The organism is Amycolatopsis sp. NPDC114505 (assembly GCF_055633615.1).
In genome coordinates, this window is sequence record NZ_JBVKDV010000001.1 from 1,406,257 (window position 1) to 1,424,949 (window position 18,693).

The following is an 18,693-nucleotide window of genomic DNA, read 5'->3' on the forward strand; positions in this document are numbered from 1 at the left end:
CGCGAAAAGGGCCCTCCTCACGTGAGAAGGGCCCTTTTCGTGACCATCAGAAGGCAGCTTCGTCGAGCTCCATCAGCGCGTTGTCGGCGGCTTCGACGATCGCGCGGCGGGCCGTCAGCTCCGGCAGCACCTGCTTCGAGAAGAACGACGCCACGGCGATCTTGCCCTCGTAGAACGGGACGTCCTTGGCGGACGCGCCCGCGTCGAGCTTCGCGATGGCGACCTCGGCGTGCTTGAGCAGCTGCCAGCCGATGAGCAGGTCGCCGACCGACATCAGCAGGCGGACCGTGTGCTGGCCGACCTTGTTGATGTTCTGCGGGTCTTCCTGCGACGTCGTCAGGTAGCCGATCAGCGAGCCCAGCATGCCCTGGGTGTCCTCGAGGGCCTGCTTGAGCAGCCCGCGCTCGTTCTTGAGCCGGCCGTTGCCCGCCTCGGACTCGATGAACTTCGTGATCTCGCCGGCGACGAAGGCCAGCGACTGGCCCTTGTCGCGGACGATCTTGCGGAAGAAGAAGTCCAGCGACTGGATCGCCGTGGTGCCTTCGTACAGCGAGTCGATCTTGGCGTCGCGGATGTACTGCTCGATCGGGTAGTCCTGCAGGAAGCCGGACCCGCCGAGCGTCTGCAGCGACTGCACGAGCTGCTCGGTGGCGCGCTCGGAGCCGACGCCCTTGACGATCGGCAGCAGCAGGTCGTTGACGCCGTGCGCGACCTTCTGGTCACCCTCGCCGGTCCACAGCTGGTCCTGGAAGGACGCCGTGTACAGGTACGTCGCGCGCAGGCCCTCGGCGTACGCCTTCTGCAGCATCAGCGAGCGGCGGACGTCCGGGTGGTGCGTGATGGTGACGCGCGGGGCGGCCTTGTTCAGCATGTTCGGCAGGTCGGCGCCCTGGACGCGCTCCTTGGCGTACTCGAGCGCGTTGAGGTAGCCGGTCGACAGCGTCGCGATGGCCTTCGTGCCGACCATCATCCGGGCGTACTCGATGACCTGGAACATCTGCGCGATGCCGTCGTGGACCTCGCCGAGCAGCCAGCCCTTGGCCGGGGTGCCGTGCTGGCCGAACGTCAGCTCGCACGTCGTCGAGGCCTTGATGCCCATCTTGTGCTCGACGTTCGTGACGTAGGCGCCGTTGCGCTCGCCCAGCTCGCCGGTCTTCGAGTCGAAGTGGAACTTCGGCACGAGGAACAGCGACAGGCCCTTGGTGCCCGGCTTGGTCTCGATGCCGGGACCCTCGGGGCGCGCCAGCACGAGGTGCATGATGTTTTCGCTCATGTCGTGCTCGGCCGAGGTGATGAACCGCTTCACGCCGTCGATGTGCCAGGAGCCGTCCTCCTGCTGGACGGCCTTGGTGCGGCCCGCGCCGACGTCGGAGCCGGCGTCCGGCTCGGTCAGCACCATCGTCGCGCCCCAGGCGCGGTCGATCATCAGCTGCGCCCAGTGCTTCTGCTCTTCGGTGCCGTTCTTGTTCACGATCATCGCGAAGTTCGGGCCCGCCATGTACATGAACAGCGGGGCGTTGGCGCCGAGGATCAGCTCGGACGCGGCCCACTGGACGGTCGGGGGCAGGCCGAAGCCGCCGAGGTCGTTGGTCAGGCCCAGGCGCCACCACTCGCCGTCGAGGAGCTGCTGGTAGCTCTTCTTGAACGACTCGGGGATCTTGACGCTGAAGGTCTTCGGGTCGTACACGGGCGGGTTGCGGTCGGCGTCGGCGAAGGACTCGGCGAGCGGGCCGGTCGCGAGCTTGTTCAGCTCGGTCAGCACACCGCGGGCGGTCTCTTCGTCGGACTCGGCGAGCACACCCTTGCCCAGGCGCTCCTGCACGCCGAGTACCTCGAAGAGGTTGAACTCCAGGTCTCGGACATTGCTCTTGTAGTGGCCCATGTCGTCACTCCAATGTGTTCGGCTCCCCGGCCGGGCACACGTCGCCTTACTCGCCGGTAACTTCAGGATATTACCTGCGGGTAACTGGAGCAAGCAGATCCGCACTTCCGAGTACGGAAATCCGGGCTTCTTCCCGGGAAACAGGGGTCAGCGCTGCCCCGGAAGGGCGGTTGTGTCGGCAGTCACGGGCACGTGACCGTCCTCCGCCCTGGCGACCAGTATCCCGCCGCGGAAGGCGATCGTCACGGCGTGCGTCCGGTCCCGTGCGGACAGCTTGCGCAGGATGCTCTTGACGTGGGTCCGGACCGTCTCGACGGACAGGAACAGCAGCTTCGCGATCGCCGAGTTCTCGAGACCCTCGGCGACGAGCTGGAGCACCTGGTACTCGCGCCGGGACAGCGGCATCCCGCCGCGCGGCCCCGGGGGGCTGTCGTGGGCGAGGCCGTCCTTCGGCACGGTCGACCGCTTCGGCCGGGCGGTGAGCGCGGCCAGCGCCGGATCGATGTACCGGCGCTCGGTGTGGGCCCGCCGGATCGCTTCGGCGAGCCGTCGCGAGTCGATCGACCGCGGCACGATCGCGTGCGCGCCCGCGGCGATCGCGGCCGCGAGGTACTGCTGCGTGCGGTTCGTGTCACGGATGAGCGTGACCAGGACCAGTGCCGGGTCGCCGGCGTTGAGCAGCTTCGTCAGGTGGCAGTTCGGGTCGAGTGCCGAGTCGAGCACGACGACGTCCGGCTTGACCTGCTCGCACAGCTGCAGCGCGGCGTGGTGGCTGGCCGCCTGGCCCGCCCAGTGCAGCCCCTGGCTGCGGTGGACGAGCGCGGCGAGGCCGTCGCGGAAGATCGGGACCGGGTCGACGACCGCCACGCCGAGACTTCGCCCGCCGGGTCCGGCCGGCCCGATCGGCCTGCGGGTGGGCTCGATGCCGTGCATCGTGGGCCTCCGTCTCTGCGCCGTCACTCCTGGGACGCCTGACGCGACCCCTCGGTTCACACGTCCGGCACCGTCCGGTCCCCCCTGCCGGGACCGGCCAAAAGTGACTCCTCCTGCTTGGTACGAGTCGCGATTGCGCAGCTCATGACGCCATCTCCCCCTCATGGCCTAATCCGCCGGTCACAGCAAACTTTGAGTAGAAAACCGTCGGAAGAAGGCGGCTCGACCGGGCTGGGAAGGACCTGATGGGGCGGTGGACGCTACTGAGGGTTGCCCGCTCCGTATTCAACGATTTCGACGACGTTCGGATGCGGCCCGCAGCTCCGCGAACTCCGCCGCCAGCCCGGCCGGCGTCCAGTGCGCGTTGAGGCCGCTCGGGTTCGGCAGCACCCACACGTGGGTGTCCCCGATCCGGTGCTCCTGCCGGCCGACGCGCGCCTTCGGGAAGCCGAACGCGGTCCGGTACGCGGTGATCCCGACGACGGCCAGCCACCGCGGCCGGTGCTCGAGCACCTTCGCCTCCAGGATCCGGCCGCCTTCGCGGAGCTCGTCACCGGTGAGCTCGTCGGCGCGGGCCGTGGTCCTGGCGACGACGTTCGTGATGCCGAGCCCCAGGTCGAGCAGCCGGTCCTGCTCGGCCGGGTCGTAGCGGCGGGGCGTGAACCCGCCGGCGTGGAGGGCGGGCCAGAAGCGGTTGCCGGGACGGGCGAAGTGCAGTCCCAGCGCTCCTGAGTAGAGGCCGGGGTTGATGCCGCAGAACAGGACGTCGAGGCCGGGCGCGATGACGTCCGGGATGGTCGTGTCCTGCGCGGCGGCCAGCTGGTCCTTCGTTGGTCGGGAGCTCACCCGTCCAGGGTTCCCCGGTCTTCCGTCGCGGGGGGTGGCGAACTGACCACAGACCTGCGTAACCTGTTGTGATCTCCCGCACAGCGCCGTACCGAGGAGGATTTCGTGCAGCTTCCGATCGTCCTCGGGCTGGTCGCGCTCGTGCTGGCCGTCGCCGCCCTCGTCGTCGTCCTCGAGGACCGCCGGTCGGCCAAGCGGGCCGCCCTGCGGCGGAAGGCCCGGTTAGCGCGTCTCGGCGAGGTGGACCCGCTCGCGCCGGGCCGGCTGCACGCGGACCGGTGAACGCAGGACCGCCAGCAGCAGCGCCCCGAACACCCAGCCGACGCCCGCGCCGAACGTGTTGTTCATGAGGTCGTCGACGTCGAAGATGCGGTAGACGTACGGCGCCGTCCCGAAGTTCGCCGTGACCTGCGTGAACTCGATCGCCAGTGACGCGGCGAAGCCGATCAGGACCGTGCCGGTCAGGCCGCGGCGCCACAGCACCCGGGCGAACACGCCCAGCGGGACGAACAGCAGCACGTTCAGGCAGGCCTGCTGGAACGTCTGCGTCGTGAACCACTGCGACAGCGGCTCGCCGTGCTTCAGCAGTTCGGTGTGGATGTCGGTGATCCACTGGAACGGGTGCAGCTGCACGGTCTGGCTCAGCCGGCGCGTGCCGAGGCCGGGCAGCGGCAGGAAGACGACCGCCAGGGTCATGCAGCCGTACAGCAGCACCGCGCCGGTGGCCACGATGCCGCGCGGGCGCAGGCCGCCGTGCCGGGCCAGCTGCGTGATCAGCTGCGGCACCAGCACCACGCTCCACAGCGCGAGGAAGCCGATGAACCCGTACTGCAGGGCGGTGACCTGTGCGTTCGTCATGCCACCGACGTTATGGATCATGGCCCGGGCGGCGCTTCGGTCGATGAGCCGGACGCCCCGGACGGCCATCGGCCACTCGGCTGAAGCGACCCTCGGCCGATCGGTCAGTCGTCCTCGCGTTCCTCGGAGCGCTCGGCCCGCCACGCGCTGAACACCGTGCCGCCGATCAGCAGCACGACGACGGCCAGCACCACGAGTACGACCTCGATGCCCATTTTTCCCCCAGTTGCCGGATCGATCGCCTCATCGCGCGCGCGTTAATGGGTGTTACCGAACCCTCCGTGCGTGCGAGCCTGCCCGGATGGTCCACGTGCGACAGCTGACTCCCGACGACGTCCCCGTGCTGCGTGAAATCCGGCTCCGCGCGCTGGCGGACACGCCCGAGAACTTCGGCTCGCTCGTCGCGGTCGAACGCGCCAAGCCCGATGAGGACTGGCGCGAGTGGATCCGTGACCGCGCCTGGTTCGCCGCGTTCGATGGTGAAGACGCCGTCGCGCTCGTCTGCGGCTGGCCCGCGGAGCCGGAATGGCTGGTCTTCTCGATGTGGGTTGCGCCACAGGCGCGTGGCCGCGGAGTGGCCGCGGACCTCATCGCCGCCGTCCGCGAAGCGGCCGTCAAAGCCGGCGCGGAAGCGATCGGACTGCACGTCTTCGAGGGAAACGACCGCGCGCGACGGGTCTACGAACGACTCGGCTTCGTCCTCACCGGCGAGTCCGAGGTCATCACCGGGAAAGGGAGACGTAACCGGATGCGGCTTGCGCTGAACCGGGAATGACCACGACGCTCGGCACGTCGAAGACTTGTACAGGGCAAGGGAAGGAACGCTCATGGCACCGGTCCGGGTCGGCATCGTCGGGCTCAGCGCGAACGGCGGCTGGGCCGCCACCGCGCACGTGCCCGCGCTGGCCGCCGTGGACGGCTACGAGCTCCGCGCGCTGAGCGGGAGCAGCGCCGAGTCGGCGCGGGTGGCCGGGGAGAAGTACGGCGTGCCGCTGACCTTCGGCGACGCCGGGGAGCTGGCGCGGCACCCGGAGGTCGACCTGGTCGTCGTCGCGGTGAAGGTGAGCGAGCACCGCGCGCTGATCGAGCCCGCGCTGGCCGCGGGCAAGCAGGTGCTGAGCGAGTGGCCGCTCGGCGTGAGCCTGGCCGAAACCGAGGCGCTGGCCGAGGCCGCGCGGGGGAAACCGACCGCCGTCGGCCTGCAGGGGCGGTCCGCGCCCGCGTTGCGCTACCTGCGCGACCTCATCAAGGACGGCTACGTCGGCCGCGTGCTCTCGACGTCGTTGATCGGCTCGGGCGGCAACTGGGGGCCGTCGGTCCGGGCCGGGCGCGACTACCAGCTGCACCCCGAAGGCGGGGCGACGATGCTGACGATCCCGTTCGCGCACACCGTCGACGCGTTCGACATGGTGCTCGGCCGGTTCGCCGAGCTGTCGGCGACGATGGCGACCGTCCGGTCCCGGGTGCGCGACGAGGTCACCGGCGACTCGGTCGTGATGACCGCGCCGGACCAGATCGCCGTCAACGGCGTGCTGAACGGCGGCGCGGTCGCGTCGCTGCACCTGCGCGGCGGGTCGTCGCCCGCCACGGACTTCCACTGGGAGATCAACGGCACCGAGGGCACCCTGGTCGTCACCGCGGCGGACCCGCTGTTCTGGATCGCGAAGCTGACGTTGCGCGGCAGCCGGACCGGCGTGCTGGAGAAGCTGACCGTGCCCACCCGGTACGAGCTGCCGCAGCTGGCCGGGCGCAGCGCCGAGCCGTCGTACAACGTCGCGCACGCCTACGCCCGGCACCTCAAGGGCGACCTGCCGGACTTCGCGCACGCCCTGCGCGTGCACCGCGTGCTCGACGCCGTCCAGCGGTCCGCCGACGCCGGGACGCGGGTTCACCCGGACGCAGAGTAACTGTTACCGACGGTAGTAGCTTTTCCGCGGACCCCGACCTACTCTCGGGTAATGGACGACGTTGTCTACGACCGCGCGGGCCGGGGCGAGCCGCTGGTGCTGATCCACGGCATCGGCCACCGCCGTCAGGCGTGGGCGCCGGTGTTTCCGCTGCTCACGCCGCATCGCGACGTCATCGCCGTGGACCTGCCGGGCTTCGGCGAGTCGCCCGAGCCCGCCGGTGGGTACGGCGTCGAGCCCGCGCTGGTGATGTTCAAGGAGCTCTTCACCGAGCTGGGTCTCGACCGCCCGCACGTCGCCGGCAACTCGCTCGGCGGCCTGCTGTCGCTGGCGCTCGGCCAGGCCGGGCTCGTCCGCAGCGTCACGGCGTTGTCGCCGGCCGGGCTGTGGACCCGGCCGCAGAAGATGTACGCGATCGCCACGCTCAAGGCCCACCGCGCGCTCGCCCAGCGCACGCCACCGCACGTCGTGCGCCGCATCGCCGCGACGCCGGCCGGGCGCCGGGCGCTGGTCGGGATGATCGTCGGGAAGCCGGGCCTGCTGACCCCGGACGCCGTCGTCGAGGACGCCCACGCGCTCGCGACCGCGCCGGGGTTCGAGCCGACCGCCGCGCAGTCGCGCGGGGACTTCCGGTTCACCGGCCCGGTCACCGGCGTCCCGGTGACCATCGCCTGGGCCGAGCACGACCGGATCCTCGCCCGGCCACGCGTCGCCGACCTGCGGAAGGTCGCTCCTCGCGGGACGTTCCGGCTGTTGCCCGGCTGCGGGCACGTGCCGATGAACGACGACCCCGAACTCGTCGCGCGGGTGCTGCTCCAGGGAAGCGTTAGGTGACATTCGCTTTACGTCCGTCTTTTGACCCTGGTAGCTGACTGTTCCGCGAGGCAGAATCCTCCGCCGTGCGCCCGTTTGGGGACCTTGGGCGCGAATCGGAGGAAACACGCATGAGGCTTTCAACCCGGCTCGTGGTGCTCGCCGCGGCCGCGCTGGCGACGACCGCGGTGACCACCGCGCCCGCGTCCGCGGGCCAGCGCCCGGACCCCACCACCGACGTCCGGATCATCGGGTTCAACGACCTGCACGGCAACCTCGAGCCGCCGACCGGCTCCAGCGGTCGCGTCGTGCAGTCCGACGGGACCACTGTGGACGCCGGCGGTGCCGCTTACCTGGCCACGCACGTGAAGCAGCTGCGGTCGCAGGTGCGCGACTCGTTCGTCGTGTCCGCCGGCGACAACGTCGGCGCGTCGCCGCTGACCTCGGCGCTGTTCCACGACGAGCCGACCATCGACTTCCTGAACATGCTGGGCGTCAACGCGTCCGTCGTCGGGAACCACGAGTTCGACGAGGGCTACAAGGAACTGCAGCGCATGCAGTTCGGCGGCTGCCACCCGACGGACGGTTGCCAGTTCGACAAGACCTTCAGTGGTGCGAAGTTCCCCTTCCTCGGGTCCAATGTGTACTTCACCAACGGCCTGCCCGCGTTGTTGCCGTTCACCGTCAAGTTTGAGGGCGGCGTGCCGATCGGCGTCATCGGCGCGACGCTGAAGGACCTGCCGTCGGTCGTCACGCCGGAGGCGATCAAGGGCCTGAAGTTCGGCGACGAGGTCGAGGCGATCAACCGCACGGCGAACCTGCTCGACTTCTTCGGCGTCAAGGCCCAGGTCGTGCTCATGCACCAGGGTGACAGCACCGAGCTCGAGGGGCCGAACGACTGCAAGGTCCTGCCGGGCCCGGCCACCGCGATCGCGAAGGCCGTGACCCCGAAGGTCGACGCGATCTTCACCGGCCACAGCCACCAGCAGTACAACTGCGTGATCAACGACCCGGCCGGCCAGCCGCGCCCGGTCATCCAGAGCGCGTCGTTCGGCCGTCTGCTGTCCGTCGTGGACCTGAAGATCAACCTGAAGACGCGCGACGTCGTCCGGTCGGCGACGCAGGCCCGCAACGAGATCGTCACGCGCACGGTCACCCCGGACCCGGCGGTGGCGGCGCTGGTCGCCAACGCCGTGGCGAAGTCGGGCCCGATCGCGAACAAGCAGGTCGGCACCATCACCGCGGACCTGCCGGCGGCGGGCAACGCGGCCGGCGAGTCGCCGCTCGGCGACGTCATCGCCGACGCGCAGCTCGCGGGCACGCAGTCGAACAGCGCGGTCATCGCGATGACCAACCCGGGCGGCATCCGCGCCGACATCACCTACGCGTCGTCCCCGGCCGGCGAAGGCAACGGCGTGGTGACCTACGGCGAGGCGTTCAAGGTCCAGCCGTTCTCGAACATCATGCAGACGATCACGCTGACCGGCGCGAACCTGAAGAACGTGCTGGAGCAGCAGTGGGCGCCGGGGGTGAACCCGAAGTTCCTGCAGATCTCGAGCTCGCTGCACTACAGCTGGTCGGCGTCCGCGCCGCAGGGCTCGCGGGTTTCGAACATCACGGTCAACGGCACGCCGGTCGACCCGGCGGCGACGTTCCGCGTGTCGGTGAACAACTTCCTCGCCGCCGGCGGGGACGGCTTCACCGAGTTCACCAAGGGCACGAACCTGGCCGGCGGGCCGGTCGACCTGGACGCGCTCGTCGCGTACCTGGGCGCCCACCCGAACGTGGCCCCGCCCGCGGCGGACCGGATCACCCAGCTGCCGTAGTCCGGTTTTTCCAAGACGCCGGGTCGACAATGAACCCATGACGACTTGGGAAGACGTCGTCCGCCTGGCCTCGGAACTCCCCGAGGTCGAGGCGGCGACCTGGTACCGCACGCCCGCGCTGAAGGTGGCGGGCAAGGGTTTCGCGCGGCTGCGCACCGAGGCCGAAGGCGGCCTGGTCGTGATGTGCGGGCTCGACGAGAAGGCCGCGTTGCTGGACTCCGGCGACGCGGCCTTCTTCACGACAGCGCACTACGACGGGTACGGCTCGATCATCGTCGACCTCGAGAAGGTCGACGTCGATCAGCTGCGCGAGCTGCTGGAAGAGGCGTGGCGGCTGAAGGCGCCTCGCCGGCTCACCACTTGAGCTCGCCCTTGAGCATGCTCATCAGGATCATGTCGTGGCGCTCGCCGTCCATCGCGACGAACGCCTCGCGGTGGCGGCCGTCCTCGGAGAACCCGACCTTGCGGTAGACGTGCCTCGCGCGCTCGTTCTCGGCGACCACCCAGAGCGTGATCATGTGCAGGCGCATGGAGTTGAAGCCGTAGCGGCACATCAGGCGCAGGGCTTCGGTGCCGTAGCCGCCGCCGTTGCGGTAGCCGGCGTCGCCGATGTAGATGTCCAGCTCGGCGTTGCCGATCTCGGGTTCGGCGTCCCGGAGGTCGACGATGCCGATGAGCTTGCCGTCGGCCTCGATTCCGAGCACGACGAGCTCGTAGCTGTTGACCGGGCGTTCTTCGGCGCGTTTGCGGATCTGCGCGAGCGACCGCGGGTGGCCGTTGTTCATCCACCGGCCGACCTCGGGATCGCTCAGCCACGGGTGGATCTTCTCGGCGTCCTCCGGCTCGAGCGCGCGCAGCCGGACCAGTTGACCTTCGAGCATGGCCTCATCGTGCCCGAATCCGCCGCGGGGTTCGCCTGGTTTTCGCCGTCCGGGCGACCCGGCTCCCGGCCCGCGGTCGCCCGATGGTGGGATATGGCGCATGTCGACCGAATGGCCGCTGCGCCAGGATCCGGAAGCGCCGGTCATCATCGCTCTGGCCCTGGTGAACGCCCCCGACGCCCTCGGCTTCGTCGTGCTGGACGACGAGGACGACTGGTTCATCAGCGACGGCACCGAGCTGTCCGACGACGTGGTGGTCAACCGCGAGAGCTTCGGCAAGATGTCGGTGCGGGAGGCCCTCGAGCTGCTCCCGCAGCTGGCCGCGCTCGCCGGGCTGCCGACGGGGATGGCCGCCGACTGGGACCCCGAGCGCCGCACGTGGCTGCTGTCGTCGGTGACCGGTTCCGACGACGAAGACGAAGACATCCGCCTGCTGTCCCAGCGCCGCGCGGCCTGGGAGTTCGCCGGCTCGCCCGACGACGAAGCCCAGATCAGCACCGGCCTCACCGAGATCCCGGCCGGCTGGCAGCAGCCGGTCCGCGCGGTCCGTCAGGTCGTCCGCGAGCAGGACGGCACCTGGCTGTTCGTCGGCTTCGAGGTCCCCGAGGCGGAGGACTTCGAGGTCGAGGGCCTGGAGCTGGAGCACGTCGCGAACCTGTACCCGGACGTCCGGGCGGTCCTGAAGGCGGCACCGGGCCAGGTCTATGACCGCGAGACGCCGGAGTCCGACTGGGAGCTCGTCGAGGGTTAGACCTCGACCGGTAGGTGGAACAGCCCGCGCGTGATCGGGCTCGGCCACCAGTCGAGTTCGGCTTCTGGTCGGGAGAGCCGCGCGGTCGGCAGCCGGCGGAGCACCGTCTCGAAGGCGACGTCAGCCTGCAAGCGGGCCAGCGCGGCGCCGATGCAGAGGTGAGGCCCGGCGCCGAACGCGAGGTGCCGCCGGTCGGCAGCACGTCGTCCCGGTCGGAACGCGTCCGCGTCGTCGAACGCGGCGGGATCCCGGTTGGCCGCCAGCACCGAGACCAGGATCGGGTCGCCGGGCCGCATGACCTGCCCGCCGATCTCGACGTCTTCGGTCGGAAAACGCCAGGTCGCGTTCTGCAGCGGCGAATGCAGCCGCAGCGTCTCCTCGATGACGGCGGCGCGGTGGGCCGGGTCGGTCCGTGCTCGCGCGGCCTCTTCCGGATGGGTCAGCAGCGCGAGCGCGCCGGTCGAAATCAGCCCGACCGTCGTTTCGTGGCCGCCGATGAGGATCAGGAAGGCCGTCGACGTCACCTCGTCGGCGGACAGCGTGCCCGCGGACTCCTGCGCGACGAGGTCGCTGATCAGGTCGGTCCCCGGCGTCGCGCGCTTGGCGTCGACGACCTCGGTGACCAGCCGTTCCAGGACGTCGGTGGCTTCGCGGACCTTCGAGCCGTCGGTGTCGTCGGCCGAGTCGATGACCAGCGACCACTCGTGGACGTCCTCGCGGTACCGCTCCGGCACGCCGAGCAGGTCGCAGATGATCGCGATCGGCAACGGGTAGGCGAGTTCGGTGACGAGGTCGCCGTGCCCGCGTTCCGCGATGGCGCCGACCAGGTCGTCGGTCACCGTCCGGGCGCGTTCGCGCAGGTTCTCCATCCGGCGCGAGCCGAACGCGCCGGCGCACGCGCGGCGCAACCGCGCGTGGTCGGGCGGATCGGTGTTGATCATGTTCGACGCGAGCGACGGCCGGTGGTCGAGCGGCAGACCCATGCCGGAGCGCCGCCACTCGTCGTTGCCGGCGAACGGGCTCTTGACCAAGGCGGGGTGGTCGAGCGCCGCCACGGCGTCGTCGTACCGGGTGATCAGCCAGGCCCAGGTGCCGGTCGGGCAGGCGAGCCGGTGCGGCGGTCGTTCGCGCAGCCACGCGTACGCGGGTGAGGGGTCGCGATCGAAGTCCGGACCGAACAGTGCGGGCTCTCCCATGCCTCCCACCTTGCCCGCGGAACTTTTCCGGGGACAAGTGTCCCGGCGCGCCTTCGCCCGTTCGTCCTTACAGTGAAAGCCGGCGATCGGCGCCGGTCAGGATCTGTGAGGAGCAGCCATGCCCCAGTACGCCGCGATCATCTTCGCCTCCGACGTCGACCCGACCAAGCCCGAGGCCGCGGACCTGATGAAGGACTACAACGAGTTCCACGACGGCGCCCAGGCCGTGATCCGCGGCGGCGCGGCGCTGTACCCGACCGCGACCGCGACGACGGTCCGCGTCACCGGCGGCAAGGGCGGCGACGTCGTCACCAGCGACGGCCCGTACGCGGAGACGAAGGAAGCCCTGACCGGCTTCTACCTCATCGAATGCGCTGACCTCGACGAAGCCGTCAAGGTCGCGTCGCGCATCCCGGGCGCCTGGGACGGCGCCATCGAAGTCCGGCCGGTCGTCGACTTCAGCAAGTGACGCACGCCGGAGACGCGGTCGCGCGGCTGGTCCGGGACGAGGGCACCCGGGTACTGGCCACGCTGGTCCGCGTCACCGGCAGCGTCGACCTGGCCCAGGACGCCGTCCAGGACGCCGTCGTGCGCGCGCTGGAGACGTGGCCGCGCGACGGCGTCCCGGACAACCCCCGCGGCTGGCTCCTGGTGGCGGCCCGCCGTCGCGCGGTGGACGTCGTCCGCCGCGAAGCGAAGCGCCTCGGGAAGGAGGCGGACGCGATGCCCGCCTTCGACCCGTTCCCCGACCCGGTCTCGGTCCGCGACGACCTCCTGCGGCTGGTGTTCACGTGCTGCCACCCGGCGTTGTCCGTGGACGCGCAGGTCGCCCTGGCGCTTCGGACGCTGGGCGGTTTGTCGACGGCGGAGGTGGCCCGCGGCCTGCTGGTTCCCGAAGCGACGATGGCGAAGCGGCTGACGCGCGCGAAGCAGAAGATCGCCCAGGCCCGGATTCCGTACCGGGTGCCGTCCGCCTCGGAACTGCCGTTGCGTCTTTCCGGAGTGGCGTCGACGGTGTACTTGATCTTCAACGAGGGTTACACCGGCCGGGCCGCTCTCATCGACGAGGCCGTCCGCCTGGCGCGCCTGCTGGCGGAGTTGATGCCCGACGAGCCGACGGCGCTGGGGCTCTTGTCGTTGGTGCTGCTGCAGGACGCCCGGCGTGCGGCGCGCTTCGATTCGTCCGGTCTGCCGGTGTTGCTGGCCGCGCAGGATCGCTCGGCGTGGGACGGTTCGCTGATCAAGGAAGGCGTCGAACTGGTGGGCGTGGGGCTGCGCCGGACGCCATCGGTCCCGAACCCGTACGTCGTCCAGGCGGCGATCGCGGCCTGCCACGACCTGGCGCCGTCGTACGCGGAGACGAACTGGGACGCGGTGATCTCCTGGTACGACGTGCTGGCGTCGGTCCAGGACACCCCGGTGGTCCACTTGAACCGCGCGGCCGCCGTAGCGGAGCGCGACGGACCCGCCGCCGGGCTGGCTTTGGTGGACGCTTTGGAGGCGCTGGACGATTACCCGTGGTGGCACGCGTCGCGGGCGGAGTTGCTGCACCGCCTGGGTTCTCCGTCGGCCGTCGAGGCTCTTGAGCGCGCGGTGGAAACGGGGCTCCCGGACGCCCACGCGGCCCATTTGCGGAAACGGTTGAACTAGCCGTTACGCTATAGGTCCACTCAGGTCCATCGTCACCTTGTCCCAAGTCACCTCCTGAATCAGGACGATGATTGAGGCCAGCCGTTCTGCTATGAATTTGTCGTAGTCGTTCTGCTCGATCGCTGATTCTTGGCCAGCTGCGATCAAGTGAGAATCGAGGACGTCTTCAAGTTTCTGGGCTCCGTAGGTGATGCGCATAAGGTCGAGATAGGCACTGGGTGCCTTCTTTCCGATAACTCGGTTCGTCTCGCTGTCTATTAGTGCACGATTGAGAATCAACTCACTTAGCGTCGCGTTGTTCAAGTAGCCTTTGGGAAACACGTGGTGCGAGTCAACCTTGCGTTCCTGAACTTTGCTGACAGTCAGTTTTTGGGCGGTGTGGAAGTCCTTGGCGCCAGCCCGGATGGTTAGCGCCATGACGCCGGCATGTAGGGCTTTACGTCGGACTGTCGCGAGCCTGAGCTGGGATTCGCTGAGCGAGAAGCGTGCTACGGCTTCGGGTGCCTCGTCGTGCGGATTGATAAGCCAATTTCGTAGCTTCGCGTAGTCGGCGCCGGCCTGACTGTTCGCACCTTGATCAAAGTTCGCGGTGAATGTCGTACACCAGAAGTATCGACTGAGGCGTTCGAGGGCTTCTCCTCTTTCAAGGGTCTTTAACGCCTTGACCTCAGGCCAAGATGCTGCCATTGGAACGACGAGCATGCCGTATGGCAACCAACGTTTGCCAAGTACGCCGTATTCACTCTGCATCAAGTCGAGGACGCCTGCAAATCCCGAGACCACTGGACTCCAGTGTTCGTTAATGTCAGATGCCTTGAGTTTGTTCAGCACGTCGGATCGTTGAGCGGAACCGCGTGCGCGTAGGCACACCGCCTGCAGAATCGCGTAGGGTTCGACGTCGAACTCGCCGAGAATGGAGTGATTGTCTCTAGCCTCGTCCCAGAGATCTCTGAGATTGACTTTTTTCGGATAAAGCTGCGCTGTCAGTAGATCGAATGCGCCCAGCGGTTTACCGGTCTTGTTAAGGGTCTCAAAGATATTGCACACGGCCTCTAAGGGGGTTGATGCCGGGAGTGTGATAACCGGAAAACCGTAGCTCTTGAGCGGAACAAGGTAAGCGTCGCGAACTGCGCGGAGCTGTTTCTTTATGCCCCCTTCGTCTGATGGTCGGGCGACGATGGTTGATGCGTAATTGTCGAGCCATTCGTCGAATTGGTCCAGATTGTTGAAGGGGAAGGCTCCTTCTTTGAATTGCCAATCTAGGGAGTCGACATCGTAGCCGAGCTTGGATGAACGATCAACGGCGAAGATCGCATTCTCCCACTCGACCTCGTCTACGGGCAGCACGCCGCCGTGCTCCGAGAGGAAAGATTGGAATCGGATGAAGTAACGATCATCCGAGGTTCCCATGAGAACTCGGTAGAGCGCGGTCAGGCGTTGCTGACCGTCCAGAACCAGTTCGTCTGGGCGCTTCTCCGTGGGAAGCTCTGGAGCGCCTTCGACCGCGCGCGCGGCGAAGCTGGCACTGGAGTCGCCTTGCTTCCAGAAGAGCAGTGATCCAGCTGGATATCGTGACATGATCGTTCTAAGGAGCTCTAGTGTGCTCATTTTGTCCCACACGAAGTCCCGCTGGAAATCTGGCAGTGCGACCTCCTGGTTGAAGATCCGCTGTAGTAGGTAGCTAATCTGCTTCGCGTTCGCGTCGAACACGGGATCTGCGGCGTATGCGGAGGTCAAGCTGGTCGCTCCTCGTCAGCGTCGGCGAGACGCGTCCAGTGAGCCTCGGACGCGATAACACTCTGCTGAATCGTGTGGGAGCTGCCGCTTGTTACTGATGGGCCGCCCTAGATGTGAAGAAGAGGTGTTCCCGGAACTTCGGGAACACCTCTTCTGAGATGTGTACAACGTGCTCTATGAGCGGATGACGGGAATCGAACCCGCGTATTCAGCTTGGGAAGCTGATGTTCTACCATTGAACTACATCCGCAGTGCGTCGCAAGCATACACGGCGGCGTGATCCCCGTGTCCAGACCCTCCCTCCTTGACGTTAGCGCTTCAAGTGACAACACTTGTTGTCGACCTTGGAGGTGAGCGCCGTGGACGATCCTGAGCTGTTCCGGCACGGTGGGTTCCGGCTGGCCCAACGACTGTTCGTCGCCGGGGACATCCGGGGTGACGAGCGGCAGGTCGCGCGGCTGCGGGAGTTCGCTCAGGTCCAGGACCGGCGGGCCGACGACGTCGTCGCCTGGATGGCGCGGCAACCGAAAGGGCAGGGACGCAGGCTGTTCGAGGATGCCCTCAAGGACGGCGTCAAAGAGGAAGGGCCGCTCAAGGCCTTCTTCGACGAGGTCGACGCCAAGCCCTACTGGGTCGATGACGAGCGGCTCGAGCGTGGCGCCAGGGCCATCACCCGGGCCGGCCTGCTCGGCCTCTTCCCTCTCGGTGACATGTCGCTCATGGGCGGCTACCTCGCGTCGCGCGCCACGAAAGCGCTGGTCGGGACCGGGGAGATCGAATACCAGGCCACGCGGCGGCTCGTCGAGACCGCCACCTGGTGGATCGACGTCACGACCCCCGGTGCCCTCAAGCACGGTGAGCAGGGCTACGCCTCCGCGCTGCGGATCCGGCTCGTGCACGCCCACGTGCGCGCCGCCATGAACCGGCGGGACGACTGGGACTACGACGCCTGGGACCGGCCCGTCAACCAGGTCCAGACCGCCGGCACCCTCCTGCTCTTCTCCCTCGTCTACGTCTTCGGAACGCAGCTGCTCGGCCTCCGCTACTCCGCGCGCGAGCGCGGCGACATCCTGCACCTCTGGCGCTACATCGGGTGGCTCATGGGTGTCGACGACGAGTTGCTGCCCACGTCCGAAGAGGACGCCTGGCGGCTGCTCTGGCTGCTCGCCGCCACCGAGTTCATCCCGGACGACGACTCGAAGCGGCTCGCCAAGGCGCTGGTCGAGGCCAACGCCGCCGTCGGTGAGGGGCGCGGGCCTGTCGGGAAGGTGCTCTCGCACGTCTCCGTCGCCGTGCACTCGTCGATCAGCCGGCTCGTGCTCGGGAAGACCAATGCCGACTTCCTCGGGCTGCCGAACGACCCCGTCGCGCAGGCCGCGATCGTCGCCGTGGCGGGGGTCAACTTCGCCGCCGAGACCGTGCGGCGGTTCATCCCCGGGGCCACCGCGCTGCAGGAACGGATCGGCAAGGCCGGGCGCCGCGGGTACGTGAAGCGGCTCGAGAAGATCTTCGCGCCGGACACGACCTACGCGCAGCACATGCGGGCCGCCTGATCCCACCGGATAGGCTTCCGCCCGTGCTGCTCAGTGACCGTGACCTCCGCAAAGAGCTCGACGCCGGCCGGCTCGGCATCGACCCCTTCGACGCCGGCATGGTTCAGCCGTCGAGCGTCGATGTCCGGCTTGACCGGTACTTCCGCGTCTTCAACAACAGCAAGTACACCCACATCGACCCGCAGCTGCAGCAGGACGACCTGACCTCCCTGGTCGAAAAGGAGGGCGACGAGCCCTTCGTGCTGCACCCGGGTGAGTTCGTCCTCGGCTCGACGTTCGAGCTCGTCACCCTGGCCGACGACCTCGCCGGCCGCCTCGAAGGCAAGTCGTCGCTCGGCCGGCTCGGGCTGCTCACGCACTCGACCGCCGGGTTCATCGACCCGGGCTTCTCCGGGCACATCACCCTGGAACTGTCGAACGTCGCGAACCTGCCGATCACGCTCTGGCCGGGCATGAAGATCGGCCAGCTGTGCATCTTCCGGCTCTCCAGCGCGGCCGAGTTCCCGTACGGCTCGAGTGAGGCCGGGTCCCGCTACCAGGGGCAGCGCGGCCCGACCCCGAGCCGGGCGTACAAGAACTTCCACCGCGTCGACACCTGGCGCTAGGCGGAGATCTTCTCGTTCCAGTCGATGCGGTGATTCCACATGAAGGCGTTCGGGTCCTCGTCGAACGGCTTCGAGAACACCCGCTTGATGAAGAAGTCGCGGATGACGCGCCCGACCGGGCCGATCACCTTCTGGTCGCCGTTGCGCTTTCCCGCCGCGACGACGGCTTCGACGCGCTCGCGCCGCAGACCCTCGTAGGTGGCCAATGCCCGCGCGACGTCCGGCACGTCGCGCAGGCACTTGCCCAGCGTGACGGCGTCTTCGATGGCCATCGACGCGCCCTGGCCCGCCGCCGGTGACGTCGCGTGCGCCGCGTCGCCGATGATCACCATGCGGCCGCGGTGCCAGACCGGGACCGTGGGGAAGTCGAACGTCGGCCACGCCGGGTAGACCTCGCGGGTCGCGCGGATGATGTCCGCCGCCGGCGTCCGGTCGGGCGCCACCAGGTGCAGCAGCTCGGCGCGCAGTTTCTCGCCCGCCAAGCTCGCCAGTTCGGACGTGGTCGGCTCGGTCTTGCGGGCCGGGTTCGCGAACCACCAGACGCGCCCGTCGACCGGGCTGACGACGTGGCAGAAGAACACCCGCTTGCCGAACACCATGTTCAGCACGCCCGGCTCGTCCGGCAGGGTCAGGCCTTCGGCGAACCCGCCGGTGTTGAGCAGCGGCACGTACCGCGGCGCCGGCGCGTCCGGGTCGATGATCGTGCGGACGCGCGAACGGAGCCCGTCGGCGCCGACCAGCAGGTCGCCGGTTGCGTGTGAGCCGTCCGAGAAGTCCGCTCTGACCTGCGAAGACGTCTGGCTCGCGCCGATCAGGCGTTTGCCGTACTCGGCGTGGATCCCGCGCCGGGCGGCCTCGTCGCGCAGGGCGACGTAGAGGTCGGAGCGCAGCACGGTCTGGCTCACCGTGCCGTCCGGCAGCGTGCCGCCGAGGGTGAATTCGGTCAGCCGGGTGCCGTTGCCGAGCCCGATCGACATGCGCGGCGAGTCGAAGCCGGTGCTCTTGACGACGTCCTTGAGGCCCAGCGGCAGCAGCGCGTCCAGGCCGTTCACCGCCAGGGTGAGGAACGCGCCGACGCCCTCCGCGCCCCGGTCGTACGCCTCGAACAACACGGGTTCGTGCCCGGCTTCGTGCAGGGCGATGGCCGTGATCGTGCCTGCGATGCCGCCTCCGATGATCAGTGCCTTGGTCATCTCGTTCGTCCCCTCGAATCTCTTAGAAACTAATTCGTTCTGTCGAACTAAAGAGTGGGCTA

19 protein-coding genes and 1 tRNA gene are annotated in these 18,693 nt (G+C 68.5%); 11 read left to right on the forward strand and 9 right to left on the reverse strand.

The features are described 5' to 3' along the window. Positions 1-46: 46 nt before the first annotated feature. From ACZ7OU_RS07105 to mug, 3 genes are all read right to left on the reverse strand, one after another. Positions 47-1,882, reverse strand: coding sequence for an acyl-CoA dehydrogenase (locus ACZ7OU_RS07105; protein ID WP_470240281.1), 1,836 nt, complete (start codon positions 1,880-1,882; stop codon positions 47-49). 147 nt (positions 1,883-2,029) lie between these two features. Next, positions 2,030-2,815, reverse strand: a complete 786-nt coding sequence (locus ACZ7OU_RS07110; protein ID WP_470240282.1) for a response regulator transcription factor — start codon at positions 2,813-2,815, stop codon at positions 2,030-2,032. 285 nt (positions 2,816-3,100) lie between these two features. Continuing rightward, entirely contained in the window at positions 3,101-3,661 is a 561-nt protein-coding gene (mug, locus tag ACZ7OU_RS07115) for a G/U mismatch-specific DNA glycosylase (RefSeq protein ID WP_470240283.1), read from the reverse strand. Between the two features lie 105 nt (positions 3,662-3,766). Between mug and ACZ7OU_RS07120 the strand changes: the two genes are divergently transcribed. After that, positions 3,767-3,943, forward strand: a complete 177-nt coding sequence (locus tag ACZ7OU_RS07120) for a hypothetical protein (protein WP_470240284.1) — start codon at positions 3,767-3,769, stop codon at positions 3,941-3,943. On the opposite strand, the gene ACZ7OU_RS07125 is transcribed toward ACZ7OU_RS07120, so the two are convergent. After that, positions 3,884-4,519: a VanZ family protein gene (locus tag ACZ7OU_RS07125; protein WP_470240285.1), complete on the reverse strand. Its 636-nt coding sequence runs from the start codon at positions 4,517-4,519 to the stop codon at positions 3,884-3,886. The genes ACZ7OU_RS07120 and ACZ7OU_RS07125 overlap by 60 nt on opposite strands. A gap of 301 nt (positions 4,520-4,820) precedes the next feature. Between ACZ7OU_RS07125 and ACZ7OU_RS07130 the strand changes: the two genes are divergently transcribed. The 5 genes from ACZ7OU_RS07130 (at position 4,821) to ACZ7OU_RS07150 (ending at position 9,429) form a co-directional block, all read left to right on the forward strand. Beyond that, positions 4,821-5,294: a GNAT family N-acetyltransferase gene (locus ACZ7OU_RS07130; protein ID WP_470240286.1), complete on the forward strand. Its 474-nt coding sequence runs from the start codon at positions 4,821-4,823 to the stop codon at positions 5,292-5,294. Between the two features lie 52 nt (positions 5,295-5,346). Further along, the gene (locus ACZ7OU_RS07135) at positions 5,347-6,426 is read left to right on the forward strand and encodes a Gfo/Idh/MocA family protein (RefSeq protein ID WP_470240287.1); all 1,080 of its coding nucleotides are present in this window, start codon (positions 5,347-5,349) and stop codon (positions 6,424-6,426) included. A 51-nt stretch (positions 6,427-6,477) separates the two neighbouring features. Then, positions 6,478-7,260, forward strand: a complete 783-nt coding sequence (locus tag ACZ7OU_RS07140) for an alpha/beta fold hydrolase (RefSeq protein ID WP_470240288.1) — start codon at positions 6,478-6,480, stop codon at positions 7,258-7,260. 110 nt (positions 7,261-7,370) lie between these two features. Next, the gene (locus ACZ7OU_RS07145; protein ID WP_470254500.1) at positions 7,371-9,065 is read left to right on the forward strand and encodes a bifunctional metallophosphatase/5'-nucleotidase; all 1,695 of its coding nucleotides are present in this window, start codon (positions 7,371-7,373) and stop codon (positions 9,063-9,065) included. 37 nt (positions 9,066-9,102) lie between these two features. Next, positions 9,103-9,429, forward strand: a complete 327-nt coding sequence (locus ACZ7OU_RS07150) for an MmcQ/YjbR family DNA-binding protein (protein ID WP_470254501.1) — start codon at positions 9,103-9,105, stop codon at positions 9,427-9,429. Here ACZ7OU_RS07150 and ACZ7OU_RS07155 read toward each other — a convergent pair. Continuing rightward, positions 9,419-9,946: a GNAT family N-acetyltransferase gene (locus ACZ7OU_RS07155; RefSeq protein ID WP_470254502.1), complete on the reverse strand. Its 528-nt coding sequence runs from the start codon at positions 9,944-9,946 to the stop codon at positions 9,419-9,421. The two genes, ACZ7OU_RS07150 and ACZ7OU_RS07155, sit on opposite strands and share 11 nt — an antisense overlap. Positions 9,947-10,046: 100 nt before the next feature. Here ACZ7OU_RS07155 and ACZ7OU_RS07160 point away from each other — a divergent pair, with 100 nt between their 5' ends. Then, the gene (locus tag ACZ7OU_RS07160) at positions 10,047-10,697 is read left to right on the forward strand and encodes a hypothetical protein (RefSeq protein ID WP_470240292.1); all 651 of its coding nucleotides are present in this window, start codon (positions 10,047-10,049) and stop codon (positions 10,695-10,697) included. Here the strand turns inward: ACZ7OU_RS07160 and ACZ7OU_RS07165 are convergent. Then, positions 10,694-11,893 (reverse strand): cytochrome P450 family protein, encoded by a 1,200-nt coding sequence (locus ACZ7OU_RS07165; RefSeq protein ID WP_470254503.1) that lies wholly within the window; start codon positions 11,891-11,893, stop codon positions 10,694-10,696. The two genes, ACZ7OU_RS07160 and ACZ7OU_RS07165, sit on opposite strands and share 4 nt — an antisense overlap. A gap of 118 nt (positions 11,894-12,011) precedes the next feature. Between ACZ7OU_RS07165 and ACZ7OU_RS07170 the strand changes: the two genes are divergently transcribed. Further along, complete coding sequence (locus ACZ7OU_RS07170) at positions 12,012-12,362, forward strand: YciI family protein (RefSeq protein WP_470240294.1); 351 nt, start codon at positions 12,012-12,014, stop codon at positions 12,360-12,362. Further along, the gene (locus tag ACZ7OU_RS07175) at positions 12,359-13,543 is read left to right on the forward strand and encodes an RNA polymerase sigma factor (RefSeq protein WP_470254504.1); all 1,185 of its coding nucleotides are present in this window, start codon (positions 12,359-12,361) and stop codon (positions 13,541-13,543) included. Before ACZ7OU_RS07170 ends, ACZ7OU_RS07175 begins: the two co-directional genes overlap by 4 nt. A 3-nt stretch (positions 13,544-13,546) precedes the next feature. Here ACZ7OU_RS07175 and ACZ7OU_RS07180 read toward each other — a convergent pair whose 3' ends face one another. Both ACZ7OU_RS07180 and ACZ7OU_RS07185 read right to left on the reverse strand, forming a co-directional pair. Next, the gene (locus ACZ7OU_RS07180) at positions 13,547-15,280 is read right to left on the reverse strand and encodes a GmrSD restriction endonuclease domain-containing protein (RefSeq protein WP_470254505.1); all 1,734 of its coding nucleotides are present in this window, start codon (positions 15,278-15,280) and stop codon (positions 13,547-13,549) included. A gap of 179 nt (positions 15,281-15,459) precedes the next feature. After that, positions 15,460-15,530, reverse strand: a tRNA-Gly gene (locus ACZ7OU_RS07185). 109 nt (positions 15,531-15,639) lie between these two features. Here ACZ7OU_RS07185 and ACZ7OU_RS07190 point away from each other — a divergent pair. Continuing rightward, complete coding sequence (locus ACZ7OU_RS07190) at positions 15,640-16,833, forward strand: oxygenase MpaB family protein (protein ID WP_470254506.1); 1,194 nt, start codon at positions 15,640-15,642, stop codon at positions 16,831-16,833. Positions 16,834-16,856: 23 nt separating this feature from the next. Further along, a complete protein-coding gene (gene dcd, locus ACZ7OU_RS07195) occupies positions 16,857-17,438 on the forward strand; it encodes a dCTP deaminase (RefSeq protein WP_329053741.1) in 582 nt (193 codons plus the stop codon). Here dcd and ACZ7OU_RS07200 read toward each other — a convergent pair. Then, positions 17,435-18,631 (reverse strand): FAD-dependent oxidoreductase, encoded by a 1,197-nt coding sequence (locus ACZ7OU_RS07200; RefSeq protein WP_470254507.1) that lies wholly within the window; start codon positions 18,629-18,631, stop codon positions 17,435-17,437. The two genes, dcd and ACZ7OU_RS07200, sit on opposite strands and share 4 nt — an antisense overlap. Positions 18,632-18,693 lie beyond the last annotated feature (62 nt).

Excerpts from the sequence above, each read along its gene's own strand:
- ACZ7OU_RS07170 (WP_470240294.1), top strand. The coding sequence starts at position 12,012 with ATGCCCCAGTACGCCGCGATCATCTTCGCCTCCGACGTCGACCCGACC.
- ACZ7OU_RS07130 (WP_470240286.1), top strand. The coding sequence starts at position 4,821 with ATGGTCCACGTGCGACAGCTGACTCCCGACGACGTCCCCGTGCTGCGT.
- ACZ7OU_RS07140 (WP_470240288.1), top strand. The coding sequence starts at position 6,478 with ATGGACGACGTTGTCTACGACCGCGCGGGCCGGGGCGAGCCGCTGGTG.
- ACZ7OU_RS07165 (WP_470254503.1), bottom strand. The coding sequence starts at position 11,893 with ATGGGAGAGCCCGCACTGTTCGGTCCGGACTTCGATCGCGACCCCTCA.
- ACZ7OU_RS07160 (WP_470240292.1), top strand. The coding sequence starts at position 10,047 with ATGTCGACCGAATGGCCGCTGCGCCAGGATCCGGAAGCGCCGGTCATC.
- ACZ7OU_RS07200 (WP_470254507.1), bottom strand. The coding sequence starts at position 18,631 with ATGACCAAGGCACTGATCATCGGAGGCGGCATCGCAGGCACGATCACG.
- ACZ7OU_RS07135 (WP_470240287.1), top strand. The coding sequence starts at position 5,347 with ATGGCACCGGTCCGGGTCGGCATCGTCGGGCTCAGCGCGAACGGCGGC.
- ACZ7OU_RS07155 (WP_470254502.1), bottom strand. The coding sequence starts at position 9,946 with ATGCTCGAAGGTCAACTGGTCCGGCTGCGCGCGCTCGAGCCGGAGGAC.
- ACZ7OU_RS07110 (WP_470240282.1), bottom strand. The coding sequence starts at position 2,815 with ATGCACGGCATCGAGCCCACCCGCAGGCCGATCGGGCCGGCCGGACCC.
- ACZ7OU_RS07125 (WP_470240285.1), bottom strand. The coding sequence starts at position 4,519 with ATGACGAACGCACAGGTCACCGCCCTGCAGTACGGGTTCATCGGCTTC.
- ACZ7OU_RS07105 (WP_470240281.1), bottom strand. The coding sequence starts at position 1,882 with ATGGGCCACTACAAGAGCAATGTCCGAGACCTGGAGTTCAACCTCTTC.
- ACZ7OU_RS07150 (WP_470254501.1), top strand. The coding sequence starts at position 9,103 with ATGACGACTTGGGAAGACGTCGTCCGCCTGGCCTCGGAACTCCCCGAG.
- ACZ7OU_RS07145 (WP_470254500.1), top strand. The coding sequence starts at position 7,371 with ATGAGGCTTTCAACCCGGCTCGTGGTGCTCGCCGCGGCCGCGCTGGCG.